General features: G+C 66.0%; 7 protein-coding genes. 2 read left to right on the forward strand and 5 right to left on the reverse strand.

Features of this window, described 5'->3' with window-relative positions:
• Positions 1–123: 123 nt before the first annotated feature.
• The 3 genes from tldD to ACTJK4_RS06645 are packed head-to-tail and all read right to left on the reverse strand — an operon-like array spanning position 124 to position 6,772.
• On the reverse strand, positions 124–1,587 hold the full coding sequence (gene tldD / locus ACTJK4_RS06635) for a metalloprotease TldD (RefSeq protein ID WP_316878634.1): 1,464 nt from the start codon (positions 1,585–1,587) through the stop codon (positions 124–126).
• Between the two features lie 29 nt (positions 1,588–1,616).
• The gene (locus tag ACTJK4_RS06640) at positions 1,617–2,486 is read right to left on the reverse strand and encodes a carbon-nitrogen hydrolase family protein (protein ID WP_440816981.1); all 870 of its coding nucleotides are present in this window, start codon (positions 2,484–2,486) and stop codon (positions 1,617–1,619) included.
• Positions 2,487–2,491: 5 nt separating this feature from the next.
• Positions 2,492–6,772 carry a YhdP family protein gene (locus ACTJK4_RS06645; RefSeq protein ID WP_440816983.1) on the reverse strand — a complete coding sequence of 1,427 codons (4,281 nt, stop codon included), beginning with the start codon at positions 6,770–6,772 and terminating at the stop codon, positions 2,492–2,494.
• Between the two features lie 175 nt (positions 6,773–6,947).
• On the opposite strand from ACTJK4_RS06645, the gene glnE reads away from it, so the two are divergent.
• Complete coding sequence (gene glnE, locus ACTJK4_RS06650) at positions 6,948–9,791, forward strand: bifunctional [glutamate--ammonia ligase]-adenylyl-L-tyrosine phosphorylase/[glutamate--ammonia-ligase] adenylyltransferase (RefSeq protein ID WP_440816986.1); 2,844 nt, start codon at positions 6,948–6,950, stop codon at positions 9,789–9,791.
• Positions 9,788–10,405, forward strand: a complete 618-nt coding sequence (gene rrtA, locus ACTJK4_RS06655) for a rhombosortase (protein ID WP_316870148.1) — start codon at positions 9,788–9,790, stop codon at positions 10,403–10,405. The genes glnE and rrtA overlap by 4 nt, the downstream gene beginning before the upstream one ends.
• A gap of 84 nt (positions 10,406–10,489) precedes the next feature.
• Here the strand turns inward: rrtA and ACTJK4_RS06660 are convergent, their stop codons facing one another.
• Positions 10,490–12,454: a S8 family serine peptidase gene (locus ACTJK4_RS06660; RefSeq protein ID WP_440816990.1), complete on the reverse strand. Its 1,965-nt coding sequence runs from the start codon at positions 12,452–12,454 to the stop codon at positions 10,490–10,492.
• A 213-nt stretch (positions 12,455–12,667) separates the two neighbouring features.
• A complete protein-coding gene (locus tag ACTJK4_RS06665; protein ID WP_440476641.1) occupies positions 12,668–14,308 on the reverse strand; it encodes a S8 family peptidase in 1,641 nt (546 codons plus the stop codon).
• Between the last annotated feature and the right edge of the window lie 259 nt (positions 14,309–14,567).

The raw sequence follows: 14,567 nt of genomic DNA on the forward strand, positions 1-14,567 counted from the left end.
GCGCAGAGGTGACTTGAAACTACTGCGCCGCACCAATCGAACCGTCTTTATAAACCCTTTTCTTGAGGCCCGCAAGCGCGTATTTTCCGGGCCTGCGGTGCCAAAACGACGGTTTCAGGGCAATCAGGCCGTGCCGCCAACCGTCATGTTCTCCATGCGCAGCGTCGGTTGGCCCACACCCACCGGCACGCTCTGGCCTTCCTTGCCGCACACGCCAATGCCTGAATCAAGGCGCATGTCGTTGCCGATCATGGTCACGTGCTTGAGCGATTCCGGGCCGCTGCCGACCAGCGTTGCACCCTTGACCGGGGCGGTGATCTTGCCGTCTTCGATCAGGTAGGCCTCGCTGGCCGAAAACACGAACTTGCCGTTGGTGATGTCGACCTGGCCGCCGCCGAAGTTGACCGCATACAGGCCCTTCTTGACGCTGGCGATGATCTCTTGGGGGTCTTTGTCGCCGCCGAGCATGTAGGTGTTGGTCATGCGCGGCATCGGCAGGGCGGCGTAGCTCTCGCGGCGGGCGTTGCCGGTCACGGGCATCTTCATCAGGCGCGCGTTGAGCGTGTCCTGCATGTAGCCGGTGAGGATGCCGTCTTCAATAAGCGTGTTGCACTGCGTGGGGTTGCCCTCGTCGTCGAGGTTCAGCGAGCCCCGGCGGTTTGCCAGCGTGCCGTCATCCACCACGGTGACGCCCTTGGCGGCCACGCGCTCGCCCATGCGGCCGGAGAATGCCGACGAGCCCTTGCGGTTGAAGTCGCCTTCCAGGCCGTGGCCGATGGCCTCGTGCAGCAGTACGCCGGGCCACCCCGGGCCGAGCACCACGGTCATCGTGCCGGCCGGTGCCGGCTTGGCTTCCAGGTTGACGAGCGCGGAGGAGACTGCCTCGTCCACGTATTCGCGCAGCAGTTCGTCGGTGAAGTAGCCATACGAATAGCGGCCGCCGCCGCCGGAGCTGCCCATTTCGCGGCGACCGTTCTGCTCGGCAATGACCGTGACGGAGATGCGCACGAGCGGGCGCACATCCGCGGCGATCACGCCGTCGCTGCGCGCAACGAGCATCACGTCGTATTCACCGGCCAGGCCGGCCATCACTTGCACCACGCGTGGGTCTTTGGCGCGGGCGAGCTTTTCGATCCGCTCGAGCAGGGCAACCTTTTCGGAGGCGGTCATCGAATCGAGCGGGTCATTCGGTGCATATAGCGAGTGGCTGCCCGGGGTGCTCGCCAGGCTGCTGGCGACCTTCACGCGGCCGGCACCGGCTTTGCCGATCGTGCGCGTGGCACCGGCGGCCTGCATCAGCGCGGGCAGGCTGATGTCGTCGGAGTAGGCAAACGCAGTGCGGTCGCCCGACACGGCGCGCACGCCCACACCCTGGTCGATGCTGAAGCTGCCGGATTTGACGATGCCTTCTTCCAGGCTCCACGCCTCGTTGCGGGTGTACTGGAAGTAGAGGTCGGCATAGTTCACGCGGTGCGTGAAGATGTCGGCCAGCGCGCGCTGCAAGTGTGCTTCGTCAAGGCCGTACGGATCGAGCAGCACGCGGCGCGCGATGGACAGATTCTGGATGGCGATGTCGCCTGCGTTCATGATCGGTTCTCGCAAAAAATTCGGTTGGCTTACATCACGCGGTGCTTGAGCGCCGGCAAATCCCGGCGCACTTGTGCGATACGGGCGGGGTCCATGTCGCCGATGGCCACGCCTTCGCCCTCGGGCACGGAGGCAATGATCTCGCCCCACGGATCGACCAGCATGGAATGGCCCCATGTGCGGCGGCCGTTTTCATGGCGCCCGCCCTGCGCGGCGGCGAGCACATAACACTGGTTTTCGATGGCGCGGGCGCGCAGCAGGATTTCCCAGTGCGCGGCGCCCGTCACGTAGGTGAAGGCCGCCGGCATCAGAATCAAGTTCAGGTTGCCTTGCGACGCCAACGCTCGGTACAGCTCGGGAAAGCGCAGGTCGTAGCACACCGACATGCCCACGCGGCCGCACGGCGCATCGAAGGCCACCGGCGCGGCGCCGGGCTCGATGGTGCGGGCTTCGTCGTAGCGCTCTTCGCCGCGCACGAAGTTGAACAGGTGGATCTTGTCGTAGCGCGCGACGCGCAATCCGGCCGGGTTGAATGCAAGCGACGTATTGCGCACGCGCTGTTCGTCTTCGCACCACATCGGCAACGTGCCGCCGACGAGCCACAGCTTGTGGCGGCGCGCGGCATCGGCGAGGAAGGTCTGGATCGGGCCATCTTCGTCGCTCTCGCGGATGGCGACCTTGTCGCTGTCCTTGCGGCCCATCATGCAGAAGTATTCGGGCAGCAGCGCGAGTTGCGCGCCTTGGGCGGCCGCCTCGGCAAGCAGTGCGTCTGCGCGCGCCAGGTTGGCGTCCACGTCGATGGCCGACACGGTCTGGATGGCGGCGACGCGAAAAGGTGCATCGAAAGGCGCATCCATGCCGGATGCGACGGGGGCCGGAGCAACGGTGGTCGAAGTCATGGCGCCTATTTTGCCGAGGTTTGCGGTTGGCTGCCCGAATTACCGTTGGACGCGACTTTCTCGATCTTCGGATCCGCCCAGCTACCGGTTACGTGGTATTCCGTGACGAACGCCTTCGACAGCTGATCGCCCAGGACCAGCTGCGCGGCCAGCGTCCCCAGTCCGATGGCCGGATTGATGAACGCCGCTGCTAGCGAGGCCGACGTGGCATCCACCTTGGGCGTGACCTTTACGCGCAGGTCCTGCGTTTCATCGAGGATGTTGGCCGAGCCTTGCATGGCCACCTGGAACTGCGGGCCCTTGACGGCGAAATCTTCGGTGTGGGCAACGCCGCTGGCGATGGTGCCGGTGGCTGCCACGCTTTCGAACGGCGTGCCGCGCCCGGTGGCGCTGCGCAGGTCGGTGGCGAAATGCAGCAGCCCCTGCAGGCTCAGCACGCCGGCCAGCTTGGCCAGGCCCGGATCGACCGGCAGGAACTGGCCGCGCTCCAGGTTCAGCGCCATGCGGCCATTGAGCGTGGGGTAGTCGATCGACATGGGCGAGCCACGCCAGACCACGCGGCCTTCGAGCTTGCCCTTGGCACCGTCGATCACCTTGGCGAAGCCCATCTTCTGCAGCAGGTCGCCGGTGTCGCGCAGGTCAAGGTTGAAGTCAAGCAGCGTCCGGCGCTCGGGGTCATCGCCGCCGCCACGCAGGCGTCGCGGGATGCGCCACGTACCGTGTGCCGTCAGCGTGGCAGCGGGCTGCTCGATCTTCAGCGTCTCAAGCGTCCAGACGGGTGCGCCGTCGGTGATCTGGTTGCGCGCCTTGATCTCCAGCTTGCCGAGCGCCTTGCCGCGCAGGTCGAATTTGTCAGCGACGAGATCGACCGATGGTATTTCCTGCGAGCTGCTGGCCAGCGATTCGGTGAGCGCAGTCTCTTCCTTCGCATCTGGGATGCTCATGCGCGACAGGCGCATCGTCAGCTCGCCGAAGGGCACGGCGGCGCTCTCGGCGTGCCAGCGCGCGCTGCCCGCAATTTCGCGCGAATCAATGGTCGATTGCCAGTTGGGGCCGTCGCGCGTGGCGTCAATGCGCACCGCGTTGAAGTCGCGGCCCAGGATGCGCAGCGTTTGCGCGCGGGCGCTCAGGTGGCTGGGCAGATATGCGCTATGGCTGTCGGGGGCGTTGGCGGCGTTGGCCACGTGTTCGGCGGCAATCTGGCTGGCGCTCTTGTCTGCGGCGGGCGCGGCAAATACCTGGCGCCAGGCGTCGATGTCCAACTGATCGAGCGCCAGGTTGGCCTGCACGCCTTCCTGGGGTTGCGGCACCGGCTGCCGCACGCCGATGCCGCCTCGCAGCACCTCCACGCCGTTGCCCGTGTTGCGTTGTTCGTAGCGCGCGCTGACGATATTGCCGACCTGCAAAACGATTTCGTCGATGGCGTTGTTGGACGCCAGCGGCTGCATCTCGAAACGCACCGGCAGCGGCTGCCCGGCCGCCTTGTTCAGCGGTGCCGGCAGACGCACCGTCATCGGTGTGAGATCTGACTGCACCTGAATGAGCGGCCGATGCTGCTTGACGCTGATGGTCGCGCTGTACGGCGCGCTGCCATCCAGCGAGCGGGCGACGGCGGCCACCGGGCTGTTCTCGGGCGTCGTCTCACGCAGCCCTTGCGCCGACGCGGTGCCCGCCACCTGGATGCGGATCGTGCCGTCGGGTGCGGTGCCGCCCGTGGGGCGGATTTCGCCGCCGGCAAAGCGCGCGCGCAGGTTATCGAAACCGATGCCCTTCTGCGTAAAGGTGAGCGCGCCGTTCACATCGGTGAGCGGCGGCGCTTGCGGCACGAGCGTGACGTCATTGCGCACGAACGTGACGCTGCCCTGGGCGCGCGTCGAATGCATCTCGTGCAGCGGCAGCTCCAGCTTGAGCGCCAGCGTGGCGTTGCCCTGGGCACGCGCGTCCTTGGTGAAATGCCCGATCCACTGGCCGATGGGGCTTGCCTCGACGTATTGCAGGAAGTTCTGCGTGGCGCCATCGCCGCGGCCTTCGATGGTGAGCAGCGGGCTGTGGTCGCCCATGTCGGGCAGGCTGCCATTCACGTCCTGCAGATTCACGCCCATCACCTTGGCGCGCGCCACCTTGAACGCCAGGGATGCCCGATCGAAGATCACCGTGCCGTTGATGTTGGTGAACGCTGGCCAGTCGCCCGGGTGCGTGGGCACGCGGCCCGGCGGGTTGTGCGCGGCTTCGGGCGGCGCGGACTGGTACGTCACGTCCTCGATCGGCACTTCTACGCGGAAAACGCCCTTGTGCGGCGGACGGAACGGGAAGTCGTGCAGATCGCCCGCCAGTGCGAAATCGACGTTGTTGGCCGTGCCCGCTTGCAACGCGCCGCCCAGGTAGTCGCGCAGATGCTGGCCAATCGACAGCGGCAGGTAGCGCGGCACACGTGGAACGCTGGCGCGGTCGAGCGTGCCCTTCAGGTCGATGGTGCCGAGATGGCTGGTGTCTGGCGCGTGACGATAGCTGCCCGTGATGCGCGCCGACAGGTCGTCGTTGGAGAACGCGAGGTTGTCGCTCGTGACGACCAGTTCCTGCTTGCGATACGTCCAGTTGAACGTGCCTTGCAGCCGGTCCAGCGGCACGCGCGCGTCGGCAAAGGTGCCGGGCAGCAGCAGCGCGGTGTCGTTGGACTCGATGCGCAGCGTGCCCTTGTCGTTGGAGAAGACCGCATTGCCGGAGATGTTTTCAACGCCGGGCACGGCTGGCTCTGGATGCTGGCCGGGCGGCACCGCGGGCAGCGCGCCGGGGCCGAATGACACTTGGCGCATCGTGGCGCGGCCGGTGAAGTGCACGGGCGCCGGCGAATTTGGTCGCCAGCGGGAGACATCGCGTTGCCAGTTGATGTCCAGATCGTCGATGCGGCCGGACGGTTGTTTGGTACGCAGCGGTTCGAGCACGCCGGCGGGCAGCGGCAGCGCGGTGGCGATGTCGCGCAAGTCGGCCAAATCCAGCGTCGTGGCTTTGACTTGCAGGCTGCGCAGGGCATCGCGCGAGTCGAGCGCCCACCCTACGGTGACGTTGCGCAAGCCCCGCGGCGTGCCGGCCGGGTTGGTGGGCGCCTGAATGCCGGGGCCTGCCAGTTCGGGTGCCGACGGCGGTTGGGCCGGCGGGTTCAGGGGCTGCCAGAGCAGCGTGTCGACGCGCAAGGTGTGCTCACCGCGCGCGTTGCGCTGATGCGTGGCCAGCGCCTGGAGGCTGCGCAACTGCAGCGGATCCAGATCCTTGCGGACCTGCAGATCGAGCTGCTGCCCCGTCAGCCGTGCCTGGCTGCGCGTGAATACGCCGTCGGCAAACTCCACCGAGCCGTCGGACGTGAGCGTGCCGCTTTTGGCGGCGGCCAGCACGGGAACATAGTGCTGCACGGAAGCCAACTGCAGCGTATCGACCTGCCAGGAAGCCTGGCCATGCCAGTGGCGCCAATCGCCGGGGCGGGCCAGCAGGTCGTGACGGAAATCGGCGTGCAGTTTGATGGGGCCGTTGAACAGCGTGGGCGAGGTGCCGCTGGCCTCCAGCCGGTGGCGCGTCGGGCCGCTGCGTAGCTGCACGCGCACATTGCCCAGTGCCACTTCGGGCAGCTTCTGCTGCTCGTCGAGCCAGCGGACGGCGCCTTGCTGGAAATCGATGTCTCCTTGGGAGAGGAGCTGGTCGAGGAAATCGCTGTCGCCGCCAGTGTCCGGGCCGAGCGGCATGCCCGCGACGAGCAAGGCACCCTCAGCATTGCGCCGTACGAGCACGTCGGCGTTGCTGGCGTGCAGGGCGGCAAAGGTGATCTGCATGCGCAGCAACGAGCGCCAGGACAGCCGTGCCTGCACGTCCTGGACTGCCAAGGTGCGGCGGCCGGCAGTGTCGTGCGCGTCAATGCGCTGGGCGCGGAAGGCCGGGTGCCAGCCCTCCCAGTAGGTCTCGAGCGAGCCGATGCCGACTGTGGCGTGCAGTGCGCTGGACGCCTCGCGTTCCATCCATTCGCGCGCCAGGCTTGCGCGCGGCCACAGGATGAAGCGCACCGCCAGCATGCCCACGACGGCCAGGACGGCCAGCGCCACCGCCGTCTTCCAGAGCACGCGCCACAGCTTGCGCCAGATCGGGGCGCGTAAGACAGCCCCGATGCCCGTGCCGATCCGGCCGACGCGTCGTACCAGCCATGCCCAAGCCGTGGGTCGGCTCACCCCGCGTGTGGACAGGGTGCTGGCGTGTCCACCATCGGACTTCGGCAATTCTGGGGGCTGGGACGGGCGGGGCATGATGCGGATTATCCGATATTCAGGAGGTGGCGCCACATTTGGGGTTCGGTGTGGCGCCTGCCCAGCGGCAAGCACGCCCAGTGCCCGTGAACGTTGGTGATCACGGATTGCCCTGCGTGTATCGGCGCGCATTTCAGCGAGAATGGATGCTTCCGCCAATGCTCGATGCGTCCGCATGACTGATTCCGCCTTGTCCGCCCAGCCATTTCTGCAAGCTCCGGCCCGCGCGCCGGAGGCTCCCGCCGCCGCGCTGCCCTTTGCACTTGCGTATTCGCGCTATCTCCAGCGCCAGGCGCAAGCGCGCGAAGGCTGGGCCGAGCGCGTGCAGGCCGGCGCAGGGCAGCCGATTGACGTGGCTTGGCTGTCGGCGCGCTTTACCGAGCTGTTCGACACCAATGCCGTGGAGGTCGAGACTGCCCTCAAGCGCGCCTTGCGCCTGCTGCGCAATGAAGTTTTCGGCACACTGGTTGAGCGCGATTTGTCCGGCGCCGCGACGCTCGATGAGGTCACCGGAACAATGACTGACCTGGCCGAGTTTGCCGTGCGCACGGCCATTTCCTTGATCGGCCAGGAACTGAGCGCGCTGCACGGCCAGCCGATCGGGCAATCCTCCGGCGAGGTGCAGGAACTGGTGGTGGTCGGCATGGGCAAGCTGGGCGGGCGCGAGCTGAACGTCTCGTCCGACATCGACCTGATCTTTCTCTACGACGATGACGGCGACACGCAGGGCGGCCCGCGCCCGCTCTCCAATCATGAATATTTCACGAAGCTTGGCCGGCGGCTGATCAATGCGCTGGCCGACGTGACGGAGGACGGCTACGTCTTCCGCGTCGACATGCGCCTGCGCCCGAACGGCGATGCGGGACCGCTCGCGTGCAGCCTGGGCATGCTGGAGGAATACTTCGTCGTGCAGGGCCGCGAGTGGGAGCGCTACGCCTGGATCAAGGGCCGCGTGATCACCGACCCGACCAGCCCGCATGCGGCCCGGGTCATTCAACAGTTGGAGCGCGTGACGGGTCCGTTCGTCTTCCGGCGCTATCTCGACTACGGCGTGATCTCCGCCATTCGCGCGCTGCATGCGCAGATCCGCAACGAGGCCGCCAAGCGCAGCAATGGCGCCAACCAGCAGCGCGATAACGCGGGCCACCTGCAGGCGCGCTCGCCCAACATCAAGCTCGGGCGCGGCGGCATTCGCGAGATCGAATTCGTCGCGCAGGTGTTTCAGCTCATTCGCGGCGGGCAGGATTTCGGGCTGCGCATGCGGCCCACGCTGGAAGTACTTCGGGCGGCGTCGGAGCGCGGCCTGATCGATGCCGAAGCCGTGGCGCGCCTGACCGAGGCCTATCGCTTCCTACGCCAGCTTGAACACCGCCTGCAGTACATCGAAGACGCACAGACGCACAACCTGCCGGGCTCGCCGGAAGATCAGCTGCGCGTGGCACGCATGATGGGCTTTGACGATTATGTGGCGCTGGTCACCAGGCTCGAGGCGTACCAGGACGAAGTCGCACAGCATTTCGATCAAACCTTCTCCGACAAGCAGGACAGCCAGCCGCCGTGCGCCGCCGTCTGGCATGCGGATCTGCTCGACGACGAGCACACCGAAACCGCCCGTGCACAGCTCGCCGAACTCGGCTATGCGAACCCCGACAGCGTGCTGGAGCGACTGCGTGCGACGCGCAATTCGCCGCGTTATCGCGCGTTGTCTGAGGTCAGCCGCCAGCGTTTCGATTTGCTGATCAACCGAGCCCTTGACCAGGCATCGCGGCAGACAGATGCCGATGTCACCATCGCGCGCTTTCTCGATTTCTTTGACGCGATCAGCCGGCGATCCTCGTACCTCTCGCTGCTGAGCGAATATCCGCAGGCCATGGAGCGCGTGGCCCACACGCTGCATGCGTCGCGCTGGGCGGCGGACTACCTCACGCGTCATCCGCAACTGCTCGATGAGCTGCTCGACGTAGAGGCGTTGTCGGCCGAGCCCGATTGGCCCGCCTTCCGGGCGCGCGTGCGCGAACGCCTGCAGGCAGCGTCCGACCATGTCGAGATGCAGATGGATATCCTGCGTCAGGAGCACCATGCGGAGACCTTCCGCGTGCTGTTGCAGGACCTGCAGGGCATGCTGAGTGTCGAGCACATCAGCGACCGGCTTTCCGATCTGGCCGATGCCGTGCTGGACCTGACGCTTGAAACCGTCTGGCAGCAGGTCTCGACACGCCACCGCGAGGTGCCGCGCTTTGCCGTGGTCGCCTACGGGCGGCTCGGCGGCAAGGAACTGGGCTATGCGTCGGACCTCGACATCATCTTCCTGTATGACGACGATGACGAGCGCGCGCCGGACGTGTACGCGTCATTCGCACGCAAGCTCATTACCTGGCTGACCAGCCATACCGCCGCCGGCACGCTGTTCGACGTCGATACGCGTTTGCGCCCGAACGGTGCGGCGGGCCTGATGGTCACGCACTTCGAGGCGTTCCGCCGCTATCAGATGCGCGAGGGCGACAACGCAGCGTGGGTGTGGGAGCACCAGGCGCTCACGCGTGCACGCTTCTGTGCGGGCGATGCGGAAATCGGCGAGCGCTTCGAGGCGCTGCGCACCGCCGTATTGCGCCAGGCGCGCGAACCCGGCCCGCTGCGCGACGAAATCGTAGCGATGCGCGAACGCGTGGCCGAAGGCCATGCGAACCCGACGGGGCTGTTTGATCTCAAGCACGATCGCGGGGGCATGGTCGATATCGAATTCACCGTGCAGTTCCTGGTGCTTTTGCATAGCGCAGCGCATGCCGAGCTGACCCTCAACAAGGGCAACATCGCGCTACTGCGCATGGCTGGCGAACTCGGGTTGATCGATGCGACAGCGGCCGCGCAAGTGGCCGATGCCTATCGGGACTTCCGCGCGCGCCAGCACAAATTACGGCTCGACGGGCAACCCACTGCCCGCGTACCGATCGACACCTGCGCGCGCGAGGCCGCTCACGTACGTGCGTTGTGGAAGCAAGTATTCGGGCCTGCGCAATGAGGGTGCATCGGCAAACGCTGCACACGTGGGCCGCGTGCGCCGGTGTGGCTGCGCTGTCGGCGGCGTTCTCGTTCGTGCCGTGGTTGTATGCGGTCGGGCTGTATCAACGCGACGCCGTGCGAACAGGGCAGTGGTGGCGCATCGTGACCGCCATGTGGGTGCATCTGGACCAGTGGCATTGGTTGGCGGATGCGATGGCGGCGGCCGGGCTCATCCTGCTGCTGGCGCGTGTGTTGCGGCCGCAAGTCATCGTTGGAGTGCTGGTGGCGTGCGGGGTGCTCGTGCAGGTTGCACTGCTCAATCAGCCCACGGTGCAGTGGTACGGTGGGCTCTCCGGCGCGCTGCATGGCCTGGCGGCATGGGGCGGGCTACGGCTGCTGAGGCCATCCACGGACGCGGCAGAGGATCGTTTCTCACGCTGGATTGGCGTGGCGCTGTGCGCGGGCGTGCTGGTGAAGGTGTGGCTGGAGCAATCCTGGCTGTCGCCCATCGCCTTTGATCCGCACTGGGGGTTTGGCGTGGTGCGCATTGCGCATGCGTTTGGCGCGGCGAGCGGGTTGCTGATTTGGGTGTTGGGGGAGTGGCGCCTTCGCGACAATCGCCTGCCTAGGTGAGCAGCGGAAAGTCCGATGGGACAAAGCGGGAGTGCGAAAAATGCCCGCGCCCAATGAAGGCGCGGGCCGAAAGTACCAATAGGCTTACTTCACACGACGCCGACGGCCGGCCAAGCCGGCGGCCAGCAGCAATGCTGCGCCGCCCAGGCCGATAGCGCCGCCACCGCCGCCACCGCTGGACGTGGTCGTCGCAGGCGGGGTGGTGGTGCCGGTGCTCGCTGCGGCTGCAGTGACTGTCACGTTGGCGGTATCGGTGGCGGTCGCGCCGGTGTTGCTCGTCAGCATGACCTTGAAGGCGTAGGTGCCCTCGGCCGATGGCGTGAATGTGGCGGTGTAATTGCCGTTGCTATCGGGGCCGGCAGTGGTGAGGCTGACGGACGGCCCGGAAGTCTGCGCCCATTGCACGCTCGCGATGGTATTGACGAGGCCGGCATTGCCGGTTGCTGTGAGCGTGACCGCGTTGTTTGCGACCACTGTGCTTGCCGACGTCGATGCGTGCACAGTCGGATTGCCCTTCGCCAGCGCAACGGCGGCACCCGCATCCAGCATGCCGGCGCCGCAGACGCCCGTATGCGTTGCGCAGTATGTGCCCGCCGGGAACGGTCGAGCCGACTGCTGGAGGACGGTGGCAATCTGATCAGGCGTCAGCGAGCTGTTGACCGACAGCATCAGCGCCGCGACGCCTGCGACGTGCGGAGTCGCCATCGAAGTGCCGCCTTCAGCGGTGTAACCGTCTGTGGTGGCTGTGGTCGTGCCCATGTTCGTCACCGATGCAACCAGTGCCCCCAGACCGCTGACCATCGAACCGTTGCCACCGCCAGGCGCACTCAGCGTCGTGCCGGTGCCGACGTTCGCGTAACTGGCCCTGTCGCCCTCGAAGGTATGCGCCGTGACGGCAATGGTCCCCGTGCAGTTGGCGGGAGTACCAATGGTCGTCGTGTTGCCCTCATTGCCGGTTGCCACCACGATGGCAGCCCCGCGGGCACGCGCGGCCGAGATGGCGTTTTGCGTAGGGGTATCGCAACTGCCGACGCCGCCCAGGCTCATGTTGACGACCTTGGCAGGCGCCGTATTAACGGTGGTGACGCCGGTGACGGTGCCGCCCGTGGCCCACGTCAGTGCATCAATGATGTCAGAGCTTGAACCGCCGCATTTGCCCAGCACGCGTGCCATCAACAGGCTGACGCCCGGGGCGATGCCGGCGACGCCTATGCTGTTTTGTTGCGCGACGAGTTGGCCGGTCACAAAGGTGCCGTGCCAGGAACTGTTGGAAGGCGTCAGGCCGCCGCAGATAGTCGGATAGGTGGTGATATCCGAGCTGGTGACCCAGTCGCCCGGATCTGTCGGGTCGCTGCTGCGGCCGGCGCCACCTTTGTTACTCACAACGGGGTTGGTGATGAAGTCGTAACCCTGGTTGATGTGCGCCCCAGACAAGTCGGGGTGGCCGGCGAGAATGCCAGTATCCAGCACAGCAACGCTGACGTTGCTCGACCCTTTGGTCGTGTCCCAGGCGGTGGTCACGTTGGCGCCGCCCACCGTTGTCGCGCCATTGGCGGGCGCAATGTTACTGACCGTTACAACGTTGTTGGCGGTGCCGGTCGTGGGTAGCAGGTTCCATTGGTATTGGAACAGCGGATCGGACGGCGTGGACGCCGCGTGCCAGATCCGGTCTGGAGACACATACTCAAATTGGCCGCTGGCTTCCATGCGCTGGGCCACGGCCTGTGCGTCTGCTACCGACATGGTTTGCGGCAACGTGACCACATGAGCGCCGCCCGACATTGCGCGCTTGTACGTCATCGGCAACTGTGCAGCGGCCGACCAGCGTTGCACCGTCGCAACGCTTACGTGCATTGCCGTCTCGGAGGACTGCAGCTGGGATGTGCTGCTTCCACCGCTCTTTTCCTTGACGATCAACTGCGACACCCATTGCATTTGGGCGCCAACGTTTGCTGGTTGACCTACGGCCAAAGCCGGGACAGCGTGATACGAGACCAGTCCAAGCGCGACGAGTGCGCGGACAATGCCCCCCTGGGCAATCAATTTCATGTAATTAACCTGTTATTTTGGGAAACGGAGGCGCAATTATCACAAGAATTGCGCGTTTCCTCGCTTAAACAGGCTAACTGCGTTGTTTAGTAATTTTTATATCTGGCTCAAATCGCGGGTGCGGTACGGTCAATCGGCGTAACCAGCCAAGAGCCGCGTACCGCGCAGCGTTGCACGCGAAAAGCGAGGCGCCTTGTGGGAGGCCGCGTGCGCTTAATGCGCCTTCGGGCGACGGCGACCGCCGTACATGCCGGCCACCAACAGCAGCGCTGCACCGGCCAGCGGGATGGTCCCACCGCCTCCACCACCGCTGCTGGAACTCCCGGTCGATCCGCCCGACCCCGTCGTCCCACTACCCGCGCCGGCAGGCGCCGTGTTCTGGGCATAACTGACAGCACCTGCGGTATCCAGCAGCCCCGCGCCGCAGATGCCGGTGTTCACGGCGCAAAACGTGCCGCTCGGGTGCGGGCGTGCGGTCTGCTTCAGGCCCGCCAATACCTGCGCGTTCGACAACTGTGGCTGCACGCTCAGCATCAACGCGATGGTGCCGGCTGTTTCCGGTGTCGAGAAGCTCGTACCTGCCACCGACTTGACCGTGGGGTTGCCGACGCTCTGCGTACCGTCGTTCGAGTCGGCCTGGATGACGGAAACGGGTTCCGCACAAGTGGCCGGAGTTGTACTAGTAACGACCTTCGAGTTGCCGCAGCCACCGCCCGGCGCGGACAACGCCACCTGGGGCCCCACGTTTGCGTAGCTGGCGTTCTCGCCGCTGTCGACGTGCGCGGTGACGGCGATGGCGCCTGTGCAATTGGCCGGCGCATCAACGGTCTGCGCGGCTTCATTGCCGGCGGCCGCCACCACGATGGCGCCGCGTGCGGCCAACTGGTTCACCGCGTCCTGTTCTGCCGCAGAGCACTGCGTCGTGCTGCCCAGGCTCACGTTCACCACGCGCGCCGGGTTGGCGTTGGTCGGCACGCCGGACACGTTGATGCCGCCCGCCCACAGCATGCCGTCCACCGTGTCGGAAAGCAGCGCGCCGCATTTGCCCGACACGCGTACCGGCACGATCGGCGTATTCCAGCCGACCCCTGCGATATCGAGGGTGTTGTTTGTCTGGGCGGCGAGCACGCTGCTGACCTCGGTACCGTGCCAGCTGCTATTGGCGATATCGCTGCTGGTGCAGCCCGAAATGTTTGCGACATCCGTGCTCGTTACGCCATCGCCCAGGTCATGCGCGTCCGTTCCCCGGCCGAAGGTGTTACCCGCGCGGGCCGGGTCCGAGATGAAGTTGTAGCCCGGCAGGATCTTGGCTGACAGGTCGGGATGATCGGTGTAGCCGGTATCGACCACCGCCACCACGATGCCCGTGGAGCCCTGCGTGATGCTCCACGCCGCGGCTGCGTTGATGCCGCCCGGTACCAGCGCCGGTGCGGCCAGGTTGTTCTGCGTGGCGAACAGCGGATCGTTCGGAATGGTGTTGGGCCGCAGGATGCGATCAGGCACGACATAGGCCACGCGGGCGTCCTGCGCGATCTTGTCGACGGTGGCCTGGATGCTGGCCGCATCGGTCAGGCCGGTGTGCATGAGCTGCGCATTGGTGCCCAGCGTGCGCTTGACCTGCAGCGTGCTGCCCGCTGCTTGCGCTACCGACAGCAAGCGGTTGTTCGCCTCGCTGGCGGAGAGCGTCTTGCGCGTGCCACTCGTGTCGTCGCGCCATTTGATGATCAGGTCACCGGTGTATTGCGGCAGCGGCGCGGCAGCCGTGGCGACCTGGCTGCCCATCACCCAGGCAAGACAGGCCAGGCCGGCGCCCGCGCGGAGCCAAGACTTCAACCGGAAGAGGGAGGGGGTCATCAGCGGGTGCTCCGTGGGGGTCTCGTTGTAATGAGAAACGTCGTCAGGATGTGATCGTTGACATACCGTTACACAAAACCAAAGGTAGCACGCGACTTGTCCGCTTGGTGTGGCGGCGATGGCCGATCACGTTTGCGAGGGGAAAAAGGCCGGCTGGTGCGTTGCTGCTGAAGCAGAATGCGGGCCTGGCGAGGGAGTGTGGAGCCGGAACCGGACGCCAGGCGGCGCCCGATCATTCACAGTGTGGAGTGGTGTCGCG

This window comes from Ralstonia sp. 22111, assembly GCF_052045895.1.
Lineage (GTDB): Bacteria > Pseudomonadota > Gammaproteobacteria > Burkholderiales > Burkholderiaceae > Ralstonia > Ralstonia wenshanensis.